This is a genomic window from Paenibacillus sp. FSL M8-0334, from assembly GCF_038000405.1.
In the GTDB taxonomy this organism is placed as follows: Bacteria; Bacillota; Bacilli; order Paenibacillales; family Paenibacillaceae; genus Paenibacillus_AQ; species Paenibacillus_AQ campinasensis.
This window is the reverse complement of sequence record NZ_JBBOCH010000001.1, coordinates 3,033,738-3,050,042: the sequence shown is the minus strand read 5'-3', so window position 1 is coordinate 3,050,042 and position 16,305 is coordinate 3,033,738. Positions and strand designations below refer to the sequence as shown.

Annotated in this window: 9 protein-coding genes; 2 read left to right on the top strand and 7 right to left on the bottom strand. The window is 53.5% G+C overall.

What is annotated here, in order from left to right:
- Positions 1–107 precede the first annotated feature (107 nt).
- Positions 108–1,961: a sensor histidine kinase gene (locus MKX64_RS13390; protein WP_244908244.1), complete on the top strand. Its 1,854-nt coding sequence runs from the start codon at positions 108–110 to the stop codon at positions 1,959–1,961.
- The gene (locus MKX64_RS13385; protein ID WP_095266544.1) at positions 1,939–3,567 is read left to right on the top strand and encodes a response regulator transcription factor; all 1,629 of its coding nucleotides are present in this window, start codon (positions 1,939–1,941) and stop codon (positions 3,565–3,567) included. The genes MKX64_RS13390 and MKX64_RS13385 overlap by 23 nt, the downstream gene beginning before the upstream one ends.
- Before the next feature lie 413 nt (positions 3,568–3,980).
- Here MKX64_RS13385 and MKX64_RS13380 read toward each other — a convergent pair whose 3' ends face one another.
- The 7 genes from MKX64_RS13380 to yicI form a co-directional block, all read right to left on the bottom strand.
- Positions 3,981–6,350 (bottom strand): glycoside hydrolase family 95 protein, encoded by a 2,370-nt coding sequence (locus MKX64_RS13380; RefSeq protein ID WP_341036105.1) that lies wholly within the window; start codon positions 6,348–6,350, stop codon positions 3,981–3,983.
- Positions 6,351–6,407: 57 nt separating this feature from the next.
- Positions 6,408–8,102 (bottom strand): ABC transporter substrate-binding protein, encoded by a 1,695-nt coding sequence (locus tag MKX64_RS13375; protein ID WP_095266542.1) that lies wholly within the window; start codon positions 8,100–8,102, stop codon positions 6,408–6,410.
- A gap of 90 nt (positions 8,103–8,192) precedes the next feature.
- Positions 8,193–9,104, bottom strand: a complete 912-nt coding sequence (locus MKX64_RS13370; RefSeq protein ID WP_095266541.1) for a carbohydrate ABC transporter permease — start codon at positions 9,102–9,104, stop codon at positions 8,193–8,195.
- A gap of 15 nt (positions 9,105–9,119) precedes the next feature.
- Positions 9,120–10,085, bottom strand: a complete 966-nt coding sequence (locus tag MKX64_RS13365) for an ABC transporter permease (RefSeq protein ID WP_341036102.1) — start codon at positions 10,083–10,085, stop codon at positions 9,120–9,122.
- A gap of 254 nt (positions 10,086–10,339) precedes the next feature.
- Positions 10,340–11,890, bottom strand: coding sequence for a response regulator transcription factor (locus MKX64_RS13360; protein ID WP_341036100.1), 1,551 nt, complete (start codon positions 11,888–11,890; stop codon positions 10,340–10,342).
- Positions 11,883–13,667 carry a sensor histidine kinase gene (locus MKX64_RS13355; protein WP_155618257.1) on the bottom strand — a complete coding sequence of 595 codons (1,785 nt, stop codon included), beginning with the start codon at positions 13,665–13,667 and terminating at the stop codon, positions 11,883–11,885. The genes MKX64_RS13360 and MKX64_RS13355 overlap by 8 nt, the downstream gene beginning before the upstream one ends.
- A 216-nt stretch (positions 13,668–13,883) precedes the next feature.
- Positions 13,884–16,208: an alpha-xylosidase gene (gene yicI / locus MKX64_RS13350; protein ID WP_095398678.1), complete on the bottom strand. Its 2,325-nt coding sequence runs from the start codon at positions 16,206–16,208 to the stop codon at positions 13,884–13,886.
- Between the last annotated feature and the right edge of the window lie 97 nt (positions 16,209–16,305).

The window sequence follows — 16,305 nt, the reverse complement described above, 5'->3', positions numbered from 1 at the left end:
CAATCTCCTTTGTTTCTCTATAGCTCAATTATGCTAATATTAGGGACTAGGGACTACCATCGGATGTGAACTAAATGGTATAGAAAATTGATCGGAGGGCGAAATCTTTGAAGTGGACCAGCCTCTTGAAATGGAACAGCATACGCACCAAGCTTATTGCCTTGATGATCCTGGCTGCAATACTGCCGACGACCATCTCGATGATTATCAGCTATGTCATCACCACCAACTCGCTCAAGGAGCGAGCCGTTGTTGAAAATATGAATCTGTTGTACCAGGGTCGCATGAACCTGGAGAACGATCTGGAGGAAATGAACCGCACCTCCCTCTCCGTATATTCCGACCCGGAGTTCTATATAAGCTTGTACTACAGCCATGAAAATATCAATGCCAGCGGACGCCAGTCTGCAACGCTGCAATCCATCAACCATGCAATCAGCGGCTCCAAGCAGGTGTACCTCTACGTGGACGGAAAGCGGGAAGCGACGCTCTTCGCCCAGGACATCGCCCGCCGCATGAGCGATGCTGCCCTATACGACCAAATTCCTGATCTGAGCGGGAAGGACTACTACATCGAGCCGCCCCGTCCTGTCCATACCTATGGTTTCCAATTATCCAATCCCTACCCGGACAGCTTGCAGGTGATGACGATGTACCGGGTCATCCAGCGCATCCCCTCCAGCGAACAGCTCGGCATTCTGGCGATCGATCTGGACATGTCCTTTATTAGCCGGATCAGCAGCCAGCTGTTTCAGCCGGACCATGAGCAGCTTTATATCCTGAATGAGGACGGCTATGTCATGTATTCGGGTAACAGCAGCCTGATCAGCCAGAAACCTCGGGAAGCCTGGTACAACCTCATCCAGGAAAGCGGCACAGAATCCGGATATTTTGAACATGACGACAACATTTATATATATGACAGCATCCGCACAGGCCTAACCGACTGGACAATGATCAAGGAAATCCCGTCTTCCTATATTCTGAGCAGTGCCGACAAGGCAGCGTTTATCAATATTTTGCTGCTCGCGGTGTCCTTGCTGGTCATCATTGCGGCCACAATCTGGATATCGATACACATTACCGAGCCGATCCGCAAGCTTGTCGGCGTGATGAGCCAGGTCAAGAGCGGCCGGATGACGGTCGATGTTTCTTCGCCGCGCAAGGATGAAATCGGGATCCTTCACCGCCGGTTTGGCAGCATGATGGATACGATCAACAATCTCATTCTTCAGGAATACAAGCTGAAGCTGGCCAATCGGACAAACCAGCTCCGCGTGCTGCAGGCACAGGTCAATCCGCATTTCTTGAACAACGCCCTGCAAACGATCGGGACGCTCGCGCTTGAGCACAACATGAAGCGGATCTATTCCCTGATCTCGGCGCTTGCCCGGATGATGCGATACAGCATGTACAATACGGACAAACCTGTAAAGCTTGGCACCGAGCTGGATCATATCAAAGATTATGTCGAGCTGCAAAAAGAGAGATTTGAGAATCTCTTCGACTTCCGTTACGATGTGGATGAGTCTACTGTCGATATATTGATCCCCAAAATGCTCGTTCAACCGCTTGTCGAAAATTATTTCAAGCATGGAATGAACCGTATGGCTGACGATAACTACATTAGCGTCAGCACCCGCCGGCTGTCCGAAGACGTCGTGCAGATTGTTGTAGAGGATAACGGCAACGGAATGTCCGAGGACAAGCTTGCCACGCTGAAAGAGCAGGTACAGCAGCTGGAGATGCTTGATTTGGAGCAGCTCGAGGTCTCCGACAGCGACGAGGCCGATGCGGCCGAACACGGGATCGGGCTTATCAACATCGTGACCCGAATGAGACTCTATTATCGGGACAAATCCAGCTTCAACATGGAGAATGTCCAGCCTCGCGGCTTCCGGGTCGTGCTGACAATTAATGTGGAAGGTGAAGCAGAAGATGAAGGCGTTGATCGTAGATGACGAGAGCCGTGTCCGGAAAGCGATCCGACTGCTCGTCCATTGGGAGGAACACGGAATTACCGACATTCAGGAAGCCGATAACGGCCTGAAGGCCATTGAGCTTATCCAGCAGCATCGTCCGAACCTCGTGCTGCTCGACATGCTGATGCCGCTCACGAACGGTCTGGAGCTGATGGAGTGGATTCATAACCATTATCCGGATACCAAATTCATTGTGATCAGCGGTCATGATGATTTTGAATTTGTACGAAACACCATACTGTACAGCGGGACGGATTATATTCTGAAGCCGGTGGACGAGACCGCCATCAATGCGGCTGTAGGCAAAGCAATATCCGCCTGGAAGGCGGAGGATGAAGAGCGGCGGGCGATGCACCAGCAGCATGTTCAGGTCAATGAATATCGGCCTGTCTATTCGGAGAAGCTGCTGACCAGCCTGATCGATGAGCCGTTCTCCCAAACCCAGGCCGCAAGACGCCTGCAGGATGAGCGCATCATCCCGGATAAGGTATCCGACATCCGGCTGGCCGTGCTGCAGGTTGACCCTTCTGATGAAGCGTTGTATAACCGTTTTGGCAATCATCAGGATCTGCTGATGTTTGCACTGCTTAACATATGTAACGAATTCATGCAGAAGGACCGGATCGGCGTCGCCTTCCGTCATTTCAGCTCTCAGCGCAACATCGTCATTATGGTGTGGGATCAGCTCGCAACGTTTCCTACCCGACTGAAGGAGATCAACAGCGGCATCCACCGGACATTGTCCCGCTACATGCATTTCGGGATCAGCCCGACAGGGCTGTATCCGGAAGACATGCCCAAGCTGTTTAACCACGGTCTCTCCTGCCTTCGCTCACGCGATCTGACGGTCCTTAACCAGTTCCTGCATGAGGAGGTCTCCGGCGTCAGGGGCGGAGATCACGGGCTTCAATTCAGCGCCTATGAGGACCGGTGGAAGCTGGCCATCATGAGCGGTCAGCCCAATCTGATCGCCGAAGCTGTAGAGGAATGGCTCGCTGCCATGCGCAAGAACGGCGTCATTACACCAGAGCTGCTGGAGCGTTATGATCGTGATATTGAACGCTTTCTGCTGCGGATCATCCATGAGGCTGCCTCCCCTTTGTCTGAAACGCTGCTGCAGGAGTACAAGGAGGAAAGCGCAGCCAGCGCCAAGCCGAGCCCGGACAAGCATCTCTTCTCCTATGCCGAATGGCAGCAGTACTGGGAAACGACGATCGGCTGGCTGGCAGCCGCCTTGCAATCCCGTAAGCATGAAGGACAGGATCTGATCCATGACATCACACAGTTTATTGAACAGAACTATCAGAACGAGGTGTCGCTCTACGACATCGCCAACCGCTTTCATGTCAGCCGGGAATACATATCGCGCAAATTCAAGCAGCGCCATCAAATCAACATTCCGGAATATATCAATCGCATTCGTATATCCAAAGCCAAAATCCTGCTGCAGAATCCCGGACTGAAAATGGCCGCCATTTCGGAAATGGTCGGCTTCAAGAACGAGAAGTATTTCAGCCTCGTGTTCAAAAAACAGGAAGGCATATCTCCGACCGAATTCCGGAAGCTGCATGAGAAGGATTCCTGATCGCAAACGGCAGGCTTGATCTGCTATAGCCGACTTGATCTGTAGCTTGTAACGGATATCACTCGGAGAAAGCCAAGGAGCTAAGCGGCTCATTCCCGCTTAGCTCCTTGATGTTATCGTCTTCAAGCACAGCTTGCTTCATGCTTATAATTCATGCTGCGCTTGAACGTGTTTATTCCGGGCCGAGACTGTGTAACGTACGCTCATCAATATGAACGTCACCGGGTAAGCTAATGATTTCTCCAAACTCCCCCTTAGCACCATGATCCCTTCGTTCAGGAGGATACCTGATCAAACGGGATCATCATCCAAAGCAGCCAGACAGTGGATAAGCAGACCCGCGGGACAGCGAATCACACCGGATGCTCTCATACTGGCCTGCTGGCCTGCTGGCCTGCGCGCCTGGCCCCCTGTTAATTGAGCAAACGTATAACATACACCTTCCCTGGCTGTGTCTCGAACGTGCAGCTCTCCCCTTCAGCTACGATGGAGCCATGGTCGTCAGCCACTTCGAGCGGCCTGTGATAGACGAGTGTGCAGCGCTGTCCATGCGTGGAGATGACGCTTGCCGAGTCAAGAGCTCCCTTGCTCCACGCCATCGCTACAACGAAGCCGCCACGCGCCTTCAAGCCGTGGACTGCGCCCGCTTCCCAGGCTGCCGGGAGAGCCGGCAACAGCCGGATGACACCACCATGGCTCTGGAGCAGCATTTCGGCCACGCCGGCTGCTCCGCCGAAATTGGCATCAATCTGGAACGGCGGATGGTCGCCGAGCAGATTCTTATGAACGGAGCGGCTCAGCAGCGTGCGGACGTACGTATACGCCGCTTCTGGCTGCCCTAACCGGGCATACAAATTGATCAGCCAGGCGCAGCTCCAGCCGGTATGCCCGCCGCCGCTGCGGATCCGGGACGCCAGCGAGCGCTCGGCTGCGGCGGCCAGTTCGGGCGTCGCCTCCGGGGTGATCTCCTCACCCGGGTACAGGCCGTACAGATGGGACACATGGCGATGTCCCGGCTCGGCTTCTGCAAATGGCTCGCTCCATTCCATCAATCTTCCCTCCGCATCAATCTGATACGGCAGCAGCCGTTTAGCGGCCTGCCGAAGCTCCTCCCGCAGCTCCCGGTCATCGTCAAGCATTTCCGACGCCTCGATGAAGCTATGGAACAGCTCCCGCATGAGCGCCATATCCATCGTCGAGCCTGCCGACACGCTGCAGGCCACTCCTTCCTCCGTCAGGAAGCGGTTCTCGGGGGAGGTGGATGGACTGGTCATAAGGCGCCCCTTCTCATCCTCCACAAGCCAATCCAGGCAGAACAGGGCCGCTCCCTTCATGAGCGGATAAGCCGTCTGCCGCAAATATTCAAGGTCCGGATTATAGCGATAATGCTCCCACAGATGACGGGACAGCCATACGCCGCCCATCGGCCAGAATGCCCAGCTGGCGCTGCCGTCACTCGGGGTCGACATGCGCCACAGATCCACATTGTGATGCGCAGTCCAGCCCCGGCAGCCGTAATGGATATGGGCGGTACGGCTGCCGTGAACAGACAGCTCCCCGATCATCCGGATCAACGGCTCGTGGCATTCGCTCAAATTGGCCACCTCAGCTGGCCAGTAATTCATCTCCGTATTGATATTCGTGGTGTAATCACTGTTCCATGGCGGCTGCACATGCGGGTTCCATATGCCCTGCAGATGCGCCGGCTGCGTACCCGGACGCGAGCTGCCCATGAGCAAATAGCGCCCATACTGGAACAGCAGCGCCTCCAGCGCGGGATCAGCTCCGCCCTCGCGGTACGCCTTCAAGCGCTCATCGGTCGGCTTGCATGCTGTCAGCCGCCCGTCAGCCTCCGGTCCCAAGCGGAGTTCCACACGGCGGAACAATGCGCGGTGATCTGCCAGATGTCGATCACGCAGCTGCTCATAGCCCAGCTGAGCAGCGGCTAGAAGCGCCTGCTCACACCGCTTGGACGGCATGCTTCCCTCCGCCCCTGGCATCTGATCAAACCCTTCGAAATCGGTAGCAGCGGCGACCAGAAGTGTCACCGATGACGCATTGCTAATGCGAATCATACCGCTATCAGCACGTTCGCGGCCTCCTTCCACCTGAGCAAGCAGCTGCATCTCATACCGCAGTCCCCGTCCCTCTTCGTACAGCACGGATTGCGGATGGTCTCCCCTGTAATTGTCGGCAATATGGGACGGCGCATGCCCGAACAGCCTAAGGATCCCCTCTGCCGTCTCACGGATATGATGCTTAAGCAGAGACTCCTGTCGGATGGTCAGATCAAGCGATGCAGCTGCATCGACTTCATACCGGATCACCGCAACTTGATCGACCGCACTGATAAACATCTCCCGGCTATAGCGCCTTCCTTCGGAAACCCAACGTACCGCTGCCATCCCGGCATCCAGATCCAGCTCCCGCCTGTAGCCTGTAACCGCCCCGCTGATTCCTTCCTGCTCAATAATGAGATCCCCAAGCGGCAAAAAGGACTCCGTACGCCTGCCCACCATATGCTCTTCAATGAGCTTCTCCGCTTCTTCGTAGCGTCCCGACGCAATCCGTTCCCGCACAGGGGCAAGATACCTGAGCGCATCATAGTTATGCGTATCGCGGGGAAAACCGGACCACAGTGTATCTTCATTCCACTGAATCCGCTCGGAGGTTATCCCGCCGAACACCATTGCCCCCAGCCTGCCATTGCCAAGCGGGAGCGCCTCTTCCCACTTATCAGCCGGCTGGCCATACCACAGCTTCCATTCCTGCTCCTCTGCCAATTCGATCTCTCCTTCTATGCAAAGAGGGGCAGCCATAAGCATGCCCCTCACCTTGTATTAGTCGTTCCACAGCTCCACGCGAGCGCGTACGAGCTCGGTATATTCTTGTTCCATCTGCTCCGCACCGGCAGCGTTCAGTTCCTGAATGAACTGATCATACAGCTCGTCGAACTTGGACGGGTCTGCCAGAATGATTTCCGGAATACGTTTGCGGGTAATTTCCTCCACTTTTTTATACGTGATGTTGATGTTGGAATCGCTTGGTACCGGAATGTTGTAAGCAACACCCCATGGCTTCACAGGGAATTCTTCCTTCTTCGGCCACAGATCCTTCCACATCTCTACGCCGTATGCCTGAAGCGTCTCTTTCTCGGACGGCGTATAGTTCTTCATGATCGTCTCAGGGAAGTTGGTTGTGAAGTAGTTGCCTGTCGAATCCAGCACACCGTCTCCGTAGCGCGGATACAGTGCATTGTACAAGCCAATTCCTGTCTCTTTCGTGAAGTTGGCATTGTCATACGTTTTGCGCTCCTGAATCTCTTCCGGAATGACGCGCTTGCCGTCTACAACTTCATAATGCTCGCCTTCAATGCCCCAGTTCATCAGAATTTGACCTTCCTCGGATGCCAGATAATCCAGGAATTTAATGATGCGCACCGGATCCTTGGCAGACGTTGTAATCCCTACACCCCATCCTGCCACATAACCGGTATCCTGGAATGTAGCATCCTTGGTCGTTTCATCCAGCTGGATCGGGAATCTTGCATAGGTGCGATTCTCTTTGCCGGAGGAACGAAGAGCACTCGTTGCATTGCCGAAGCCCCAATCCTGGTCGATTACGCCCAGGACGCGGCCCGAGGAAATTTTAGCTTCATATTGGTCTGTTTTCTGTACGAATGTTTCTTTATCCAGCAGCCCGGTAGCGTTCATATGGTTCAGCCAGCGGAAATACTCCTTCTCTTCCGGACGCTTGTAGTGCAGCTGCGCCTCGGCCGTCTCCAGGTCGATATAATATTCACCATCATCGGATACGCCGGTTGCGATAAAGGCCGGATTTGTAACCGATATCATAATTCTCCAGCCGTCCGCGTTCAGCGACAGCGGAATCGTCGGCTGCCCGTCAATCGTAGGGTACTTCTCATAATAAGCCTTCAGAGCATTCTCGTAGTCCTTCACTGTCTTCAGCTCCGGATAGCCGAGCTCCTTCAATACTTCGTGTTGAATCTGGAACGTACCGCCCGCGTCGAGCATCTCATTATCTACCGCCGCCAAGGTAGGCAGCACATAGATCGCTTCATCCTCATTACTCCACTTCAAGCGGCTCATATAGTCGCCGTAGACCTTTTTGATGTTCGGCGCATGCTCCTCAATAAGGTCTGTCAGATCAATGTAAGCGCCTGCATCAACAAACAGATTGGCATCCCCTTTAGCAAATACCAGATCCGGGTACTCACCGCTGGCCACCATGAGCGGCAGCTTCTGGTTCGAGCCATCCACCGCGAATTCGGCTTGAATCGTAACGCCTGTAAGCTCGGTCAGCTTCTTGCCAACCGCATCCTGCATGTTGACCCAGTTCGCGTTAGAGTCCGCGCTGAAATATGTGATTGTGATCGGCTCCAGACTGTCTCCCTCATTGCCAGTGTCTCCGCCGCTTGCGGAATTGCCGTTATTACCCCCGCTGCACGCAGACAGAATAAATGTAGCCAGCATCATGATGGCAAGGAGCAGCGATAATCTTTTCTTGTGATTCATTTGCTTTACCCCCTATTCTAAAGTGAAAAAATTCTATTGTATAACAGGCCGCACGCGGCCGCACGGCCTGCTGATACCATGGATCGGTGTTTAGCTTTTTACCGCTCCGAGCGTCATGCCCTTCACGAAGTAACGCTGCAGGAACGGATACACCAGCAGGATCGGAACGGTAACCACGATCGTGATCGCCATCTTGATCGATTCCGGAGATACCTGCTTGACGATTTCGGCCATGTTCTGACCGGCCCCCATCCCGGTGTTTTGTCCCTGTGTACTCTGCAGCACCTTCATCAGCTCGAATTGAAGGGTTGTTAGATGCGGCGCAGAGCCGTTGTACAGATACGTATCAAACCAGGAGTTCCACTGTCCGACCGCCAGGAACAGGGCGATGGTGGCAAGCACCGGCTTGCAGAGCGGAAGGATAATGCGATAGTAAATCGTGAAGTCGTTCGCTCCGTCCAGCTTGGCCGACTCCTGCAAGGAATAGGGCAGGCCGTCGATGAACGACCGGATGACAAAGACGTTAAATGCGCTGACCATTCCGGGAATGATGTAGACCAGGAAAGAGTTCATCATGTTCAGGTCCCGGATCAGGATGAACACTGGAATCATGCCGCCGGAGAAGTACATCGTCAGAGCCAAGAAGGTAGACATAAACTTGCGGCCCTGAAACTCTATCCGGCTCAGCACATAGCCGAGCATCGAGCCTGAGATCAGGCCGAGCAGCGTTCCAGCCAGTGTCCGGAGCACCGATATTTTGGCACCGGTAATCAGCCCTTCATACTGGAATATCTGCATGTAGTTTTCTAACGTGAATTGCCTTGGCCATATCGTGATTCCTCCGCGAACCGTGTCCACAGAGTCGTTAAGCGAGATCGCCAGCACATTCAAGAATGGATATAGTGTCACGATCATAACCAGGGTCATGAACGTGTAGTTCACGATATCAAACACCCGATCGGAGAACGAGGGCTTGATGGATGCTGCTTTCGTACGAGCCATGCTGCTCCCTCCTCCTTACATAATCGATTGCTTCATGAATTTTTTGAACAAACCGTTAGCTGTGAGCAACAGAATGATACTAACAATCGAGTTGAACATCCCGATCGCCGTACCGAAGGAGAAGCGACCCATGCTCAGTCCGTAATTCAATGCATACAAATCGAGAACTTCGGAGTAGTCCACAACGAGCGGGTTCCCAAGCAGGAACTGTTTCTCAAACCCGATGCTGACGAGGTGCCCGATCGACATAATGAGTAGAATGGCAATGGTCGGTGCAATGCTCGGCAGTGTAATGTGCCAGATTTGGCGGATGCGGCTTGCTCCGTCCACCTTGGCTGCTTCGAACTGCTCCTGATCAATGCCGGCAATCGCGGCTAGATAGATGATCGCGTTCCAGCCCATTTCCTTCCACAGATCGGAGGCGGTAACGATATACCAGAACCAGCTTCCCTGTGCCATGAACTGAATCGGCTGATCGATGAAGCCCAGGGCCATCAACAGCTGATTGACAGCGCCTCCATCAACGGACAGCATCTTGGTTACAATCCCGGCAACAACGACCCAGGATACAAAGTGAGGCAAGTAGGAGATCGTTTGTACGGTTCTTTTAAAAACGCTTCCACGAATCTCATTGAGCAGCACCGCAAACAAAATCGGGATGGTGAATCCCACGATCAGCCCCATGAAACTCATGGCCAGCGTGTTTCGCAACACGAGGTAAAACTTATCATCCGTGAACAGGGTCACGAAGTGATCAAAGCCGACCCACTTCTGTTCGAATATCCCTCTGCCCGGCCTATAATTCTGGAATGCCATAATCCAGCCCCACACCGGCAAATAGCTGAATATGAACACAACGATGATAAAGGGAAGCGACATTCCATACAGTATTTTCTGCTCCTTGAAAGTGGTCCAAAAGCCTTTTTTCTTTTTATTTACGGTAGGCTCCGTGCTGCCTGATGTTTCTGTTGCCGCTTTCAAACCAACCCCTCCTCTCTTGTATACCACGATGATAAACCAAGGAGCCGCCAGGCGGTACCCGAAGGATTTCGCCAAAAATCATATAAAAATTAGACATTGTTCGCGATGGCTAATGGACCGTCAGACGCCGCGTCCGTCGCCTAAAAGAATAGCCCCAACACGTGGGGCTTCGCTTCAAGATATGTCCATCTCGTACGGATTCATCCGGCATGGAGGGGATGCCGGTCCCAGCGGCTATATGCCGCATCAGGCGACTACAGTTTCAGTTCTTTGCGATAGCTGGAGGGGGAGGTTCCGACATATTTTTTAAATTTGCTGTGAAAATAATCGACATTCGTATAGCCCACCTTTTCGGCGACCTGGTACACCTTCATCCCCTGCTTCAGAAATTCCTTCGCCTTGCTGATTCTCACCTTGTCCAGATACGTGTTGAAGTATTCTCCGGTCGTATTTTTAAACACCTTGCCCAGATAAGCGCTGTTGTAATTGAAGACGGTGGCCAGTGTCTCCAGCTTGAGATTCTCGCTGTAGCTCCGCTCGATTAGATCCAGGATACGCTTGATCTCCTGATCACAACTGCCTCTGCCGACCTGCTGTGTTAGTTCGCCCAGCACATCGACGGCATGCTGGCACAGTTCAAACACCGTGCGCTGCCGGTACACGGCCGCAATGTTGTCGGTATATTCTTTGGTGCGGGACTGAAGATCCGGATGGTGCAGGGTCAGCTTATGGAATATGCCTGTCAGAAGCTCCATAAAGGCGCCCTTCATCATTCCCTCCGTATACCCGTCACGAACCATTGCGTATGCGGCGGATGGAATCAGACTATGCTGCACTTCGGCATGGCCGACATCCACGGCGAAGTACAGCTGGTCCATCGCTTGGGTTGGGTCATATCCGCCCTCCTGGCTATCATCTTCGGCCGTGAACGGCTTGGAATAGGACGACAGCAGCTCGCCCGGCGGATAGAAAAAGCGGCTTCGGATGAGCGACTTGGCCATCTTGTACGACTGGACCACATCTTCCAGCTTGCGCACCTCTTTCCCCGCCGCTGCCGTTATATGCAGACCCGCCTGGGCCGCTGCGCGGTCCAGCAGACCATACATCTCCTGCCTGGCCGCCTCGGTATGAAGCGAAGCAGACAACAGGACTCCGGTATACGCCTGATAGGCAAAGACAGCACCATGGCCCCGCTGCTCGACCCATTCATTCAGCAGCTCCTTCAGCGTGCGTTCCGGGTCCTGATTCGCGGTTTCCTCGCCTTCAGCATGCACGAGCAGAATTTGATAATAATTCCACATCAGATCCAGCCTCGCAGCATGCTGCGCAAGCTCAGCCCCGCTATGAGACTCCTCGGAAAGCAGTGTCTGGATCAAGGCCTCCCGGCTCTCCTCCACGACCACCTTATGCGTGTCTTCCCAGCTGCGCTCCTTCTGGATCTCCTCCTTGATTTCCAGCAAGTAACTGGATAGCTCATCCTCATCCACCGGCTTCAGCAAGTAACCGGCGACCCGGTGTGAGATTGCCTTCTTCGCATAGTCAAAATCAGCGTACCCGCTCAATATAAGCATGTGCACACGAGGATCCTTCTCCCGTATCGCCTCAATAAGCTGCAGGCCGTCCATGCCCGGCATCCGAATGTCCACCAGCATCAGGTCCGGTGCATGCGCCTTGAATTTGTCAAGCGCCTCCGATCCGTTCGCTGCTGTATCCACAACCTGAAAGCCAAGCTCATTCCACGGGACGATGCTTTTCAGTCCTTCACGAAGTTTCGGCTCATCGTCCACGATTAGCACTTTAATCATTGAACTCTCCCCCCATCGGAATGCTGAATTGAATTATCGTGCCTTGCCCAGGCTCGCTCTCGATGTGCAAACCGGATGCCGGACCATAGGTCAACTGGAGACGGACATGCACATTTCGGAGGCCGATCCGTTCCTGTTCCTCCGACTCTTCCAGAAACCCCCGGATCATTTCGAGTCTGTTCGGGTCGATGCCGGCACCGTCATCCGCGACCGATATAAGGATCGCCTCATTCTCCGCAGTTACCGTCACCCGGACCGTGGTCGCCTCCTGCTTGTTGTCCATGCCGTGGATGACCGCATTCTCCACAAGCGGCTGAATAATCAGCGGCGGAATCCGGAACAGCAGTGCTTCGGGGTCGACCTGAACCTCGAACCGAAGCCGATCCTCGTAACGAAACTTCTGGATGTCCAAATAACATTCCACCATCTCGATTTCATCCTTGATGGTTGTTTTGCCGCTGCCAACCTCAATATTGCTGCGCATCAGCTTGCCCAGCATCCGCACCACGCGGGCAATCTCGGTCTCCCCCTTGATATGGGCTTCCATGCGGATCGATTCGAGCGCATTAAACAGAAAATGCGGATTGATCTGGCTGGCCATCATTTTGAACTTGATTTCATTCTGCTTCTGCTCAAGCAACCGCTTCTGTTGATTGGATTCCTGCACTTCATTCATCAGTTCGCCAATGCTGGATACCATCGAATTGAACTGGCGCGAGAGCTGCCCAATCTCGTCCCGGCCGTCAATTTCCATAGCCACGCCGAGGTTTCCCGTACCTACCTTCGAAATATGCTTGCTCAAGCGAAGCAGCCGGCTGGATATCAGATGCGAGAAGCTGTATATGAGCAATAAGGCCAGCAGCAAACTGATCAGAATCACCGTCATCGCAAGCCGGTTGATCCGGTTGGCTTCCTTGACAATGCTATCGATGGAGAAGATCGAAATAATCCTCAGGCCGTCCACGCCCGACTCGGTATTCAGCGGTTCAATCAGCACTTTGGACTCCTTATTGTCAATCACGGACTCATAGATGCCCTCCAGATTGTATACGACGCCGGATTCATCATGGATATTTTCCAGCGGACTCCCGTACAGCTCCGGACGGTTCGAGGCGACGATATTGTTCTTGCTGTCCACGATAATGGTGTCAAACGTCTCCTGGCTCAGTATCGTATTGAGAATCTCGGAGTTTACGTTGATGACCAGCACGCCGCGATTGTCCCTGCTTCCTAAATCGACGCCTTTCACCAGGCTGAGATAGGTTCGATTGTCTCTCTCGTCCGTAATATAATCCCACTGGACCAGTCCGACGTTCTCCTTGGCGTTCTTGTACCAGTCCGTGGCCTCGATCTCGGGTGTCGGATTGATGAACTGCCAGTTGTTCAGCAGCGTTTCGTTGTTGCTATAGAAACGAATGTTGGAGATCTCCTTGTACATTTGGATCGCCTGATGAAGATCCGGGTAGGCCCTATAAGCAACGAACACATCGTATACGCTTTCATAGCGATTGTTGACAACGCTCTTCAATCTTTCGTCATACAGCAGCCTGTAGGACAGATCATCGGCCACATTGATAATCTCGGTGGCCCGTTTCTTGACACGGTCTACATTTTGATAAGCCTGCTCCATGGCATTGTCAAAAGCGAACTTTCGCAGCTCACTGGTCAGAATTACGCCAACGATCGCCACCGGCACAAATACGACCACAACAAAGGATAATATCAACTTATTTCGAAGCTTCATGTCATTCATGAGCTGAATGAAAGAGGATCGCATGCTTATGCTCCTGTCCTTGTATCGTCGCCAGCCCATCCCGCCGATATAAGTAAACGGTTTCAACAAGACCTGGCACTGGTTTCATCGCCATTATAACAAGGTTTGCACCCGCCGATCGCATGAAAAAGATGGAAATAAGCCCGACACCAGCGTTAAATCAATCGCTGCTGCGGGCTTATAACCTGCAATGCTTCACCCGGAAGTGTTAGGTTGCCTTTATGCTTTAAGCGTTGCGGTAAAGGAGAACGTCTGCTGTCCGCCGGCCACTTGAATTGCACCTTCGGCCAAGGCTGCGGAGCCATCAACAGACTCAATCTCGCCCATGCTGTGCAGTTGGATCGAGAATGGCTTGCCTGCACCGGTGCCTGTAAAGGCGACGCGGTTGCCGCTGCGCACCGCGCGAACTTCCAGCTCGCTTGCCCCTTCCATGCTGCGCACAGTAACTTCAGCTTCTTTGCCCTCTTCCAGCGCATATAGTCCCAGCTTCACGCCGTCCGCATAGTCATAATCCGGACGGGTATTGTCCGCGCCAATCGCCACAAATGCATTCTCGCGTACAAAGAGCGGCAGTCCCAGGAAATCATACGTTTCCTTCCGCCATGTTCCGCCTTCGACCGTCTCCCCGGTCAAGAGATGCGTCCAGCGTCCATGAGGCAAGTAATAAGTAACCTCTCCCTGCTCGCTGAATACAGGTGCAACCAGCAAGGAATCGCCCAGCATATATTGACGGTCCAGCATTTCGACAGCCGGGTCGCCAGGGAATTCCAGGAACATGGCGCGCATGCTCGGGATGCCTTTCTCCGAAGCCTGAACGGCCGTATGGAACAGATAAGGCATCAGGCTGCATTTCAGCTGAGTGAAGAAGCGGGTTACGTCCACTGCTTCCTCATCATAGGCCCAAGGCACCCGGTAAGAGCTGCTGCCATGCAGACGACTGTGGCTCGACAGAAGACCGAAGGCCAGCCAGCGTTTGAAGACATGCGCAGGCGCTGTAGCTTCGAAGCCGCCGATATCATGGCTCCAGAAGCCAAAGCCGCCCAGTCCGAGCGATAGTCCGCCGCGAAGGCTCTCCGCCATGGACTCGTAGTCGGCATAGCAATCTCCGCCCCAGTGAACCGGGAATTGCTGTCCGCCTACGGTTGCCGAGCGGGCAAATACGGCAGCCTGATTCTTGCCGAATTTCTCAACCAGTACGTTGAAGACTACTTTGTTGTACAGTTGTGTGTAGTAGTTGTGCATTTTGTGCGGATCGGAGCCGTCATAATAAACGACATCTGTTGGAATCCGCTCGCCGAAGTCGGTCTTGAAGCTGTCGACACCCATGTCCGCCAGCTCGCGCAGGTATCCTGCATACCATTCGCAGGCTTCCGGATTGGTGAAGTCCACCAGTGCCATCCCTGGCTGCCACATGTTCCATTGCCATACATCGCCGTTCGGCTTCTTCACAAGGTAGCCTTTCTCGCGGCCTTCCTCAAACAGGCGGGAGCGCTGGGCAATGTACGGGTTGATCCATACGCAAATTTTCAGCCCCTTCTCTTTCAGGCGTTGCAGCATGCCTTGCGGATCCGGGAATACCTCTTCATCCCATTGGAAGTCTGTCCAATTGAGCCCCTTCATCCAGAAGCAGTCAAAGTGGAATACATGCAGCGGGATATCGCGCTCCAGCATGCCATCTACAAAGGAGTTAACCGTTTCCTCGTCATACTTGGTCGTAAAGGATGTAGAGAGCCACAGACCGAAGGTCCAGGCTGGCGGCAGTGCCGGCTTCCCGGTCAGATTCGTATATTTATCAAGCACGCCCTTCGGATCCGGACCATCAATAATGAAGTATTCCAGCGACTCGCCCTGAACGCTGAACTGCACCTTCTTCACCTTCTCCGAGGCGACCTCGAAGGAGACCAGATCCGGCTGGTTGACAAACACGCCGTACCCCTTGTTCGTGAGGTAGAACGGAATGTTTTTGTATGCCTGCTCAGAGCTCGTTCCGCCGTCCTTGTTCCAGATATCGACCACTTGACCGTTCTTGACGAAGGACGTAAAGCGCTCGCCGAGGCCGTATACCCACTCGCCTACGCCAAGGTCAAGTTCCTCGCGCATGTAGGCTTGACCGCCCTCTTCCACGATGTGAGCGATCGATTTAAAGCCGCTGCCGGTAATGCGCTCGCTGCCTCTGTAGAAGTCCACGGACCACTGCGAGCCTTTTCTGATGACAACGCTCAGGTTGCCGCTGCGCATCGTCGCTTCGTTCTCATTCTCTTCAATGACGACATGATCCCCGTCGCTCTTGTTCAATTCAAATGCCGGACCGAGATCACGCACGCCTGCGTAATGAATCAGTTTAACGCCGATCACGTCCGGAGCCGGGGAATGGAACTGAACCGTAATCAGCTGCGCGTTAATGGTGGCTCCCCGGCCGGGAATGGGCGCGGTGGAGGCGTAAGCTGTCAGCGTCTTCCCTTTTACCGCAAAATCATAAGCCTGAACGGCTCCAGCTACGGAGAAACCTTCACGAATCATCCAGTTGCCGTCGGTGAATTTCATAAGTTGGACCGCCTTTCTATATTTCAATTTGGTGTTGTAAGCGTTATAATATCATTATACTGATCTAATTTTGTTGATTCTATCAATATCCGGTCGT

Excerpts from the sequence above, each read along its gene's own strand:
- MKX64_RS13385 (WP_095266544.1), top strand. The coding sequence starts at position 1,939 with ATGAAGGCGTTGATCGTAGATGACGAGAGCCGTGTCCGGAAAGCGATC.
- MKX64_RS13375 (WP_095266542.1), bottom strand. The coding sequence starts at position 8,102 with ATGAATCACAAGAAAAGATTATCGCTGCTCCTTGCCATCATGATGCTG.
- MKX64_RS13370 (WP_095266541.1), bottom strand. The coding sequence starts at position 9,104 with ATGGCTCGTACGAAAGCAGCATCCATCAAGCCCTCGTTCTCCGATCGG.
- MKX64_RS13360 (WP_341036100.1), bottom strand. The coding sequence starts at position 11,890 with ATGATTAAAGTGCTAATCGTGGACGATGAGCCGAAACTTCGTGAAGGA.
- MKX64_RS13355 (WP_155618257.1), bottom strand. The coding sequence starts at position 13,667 with ATGCGATCCTCTTTCATTCAGCTCATGAATGACATGAAGCTTCGAAAT.
- yicI (WP_095398678.1), bottom strand. The coding sequence starts at position 16,208 with ATGAAATTCACCGACGGCAACTGGATGATTCGTGAAGGTTTCTCCGTA.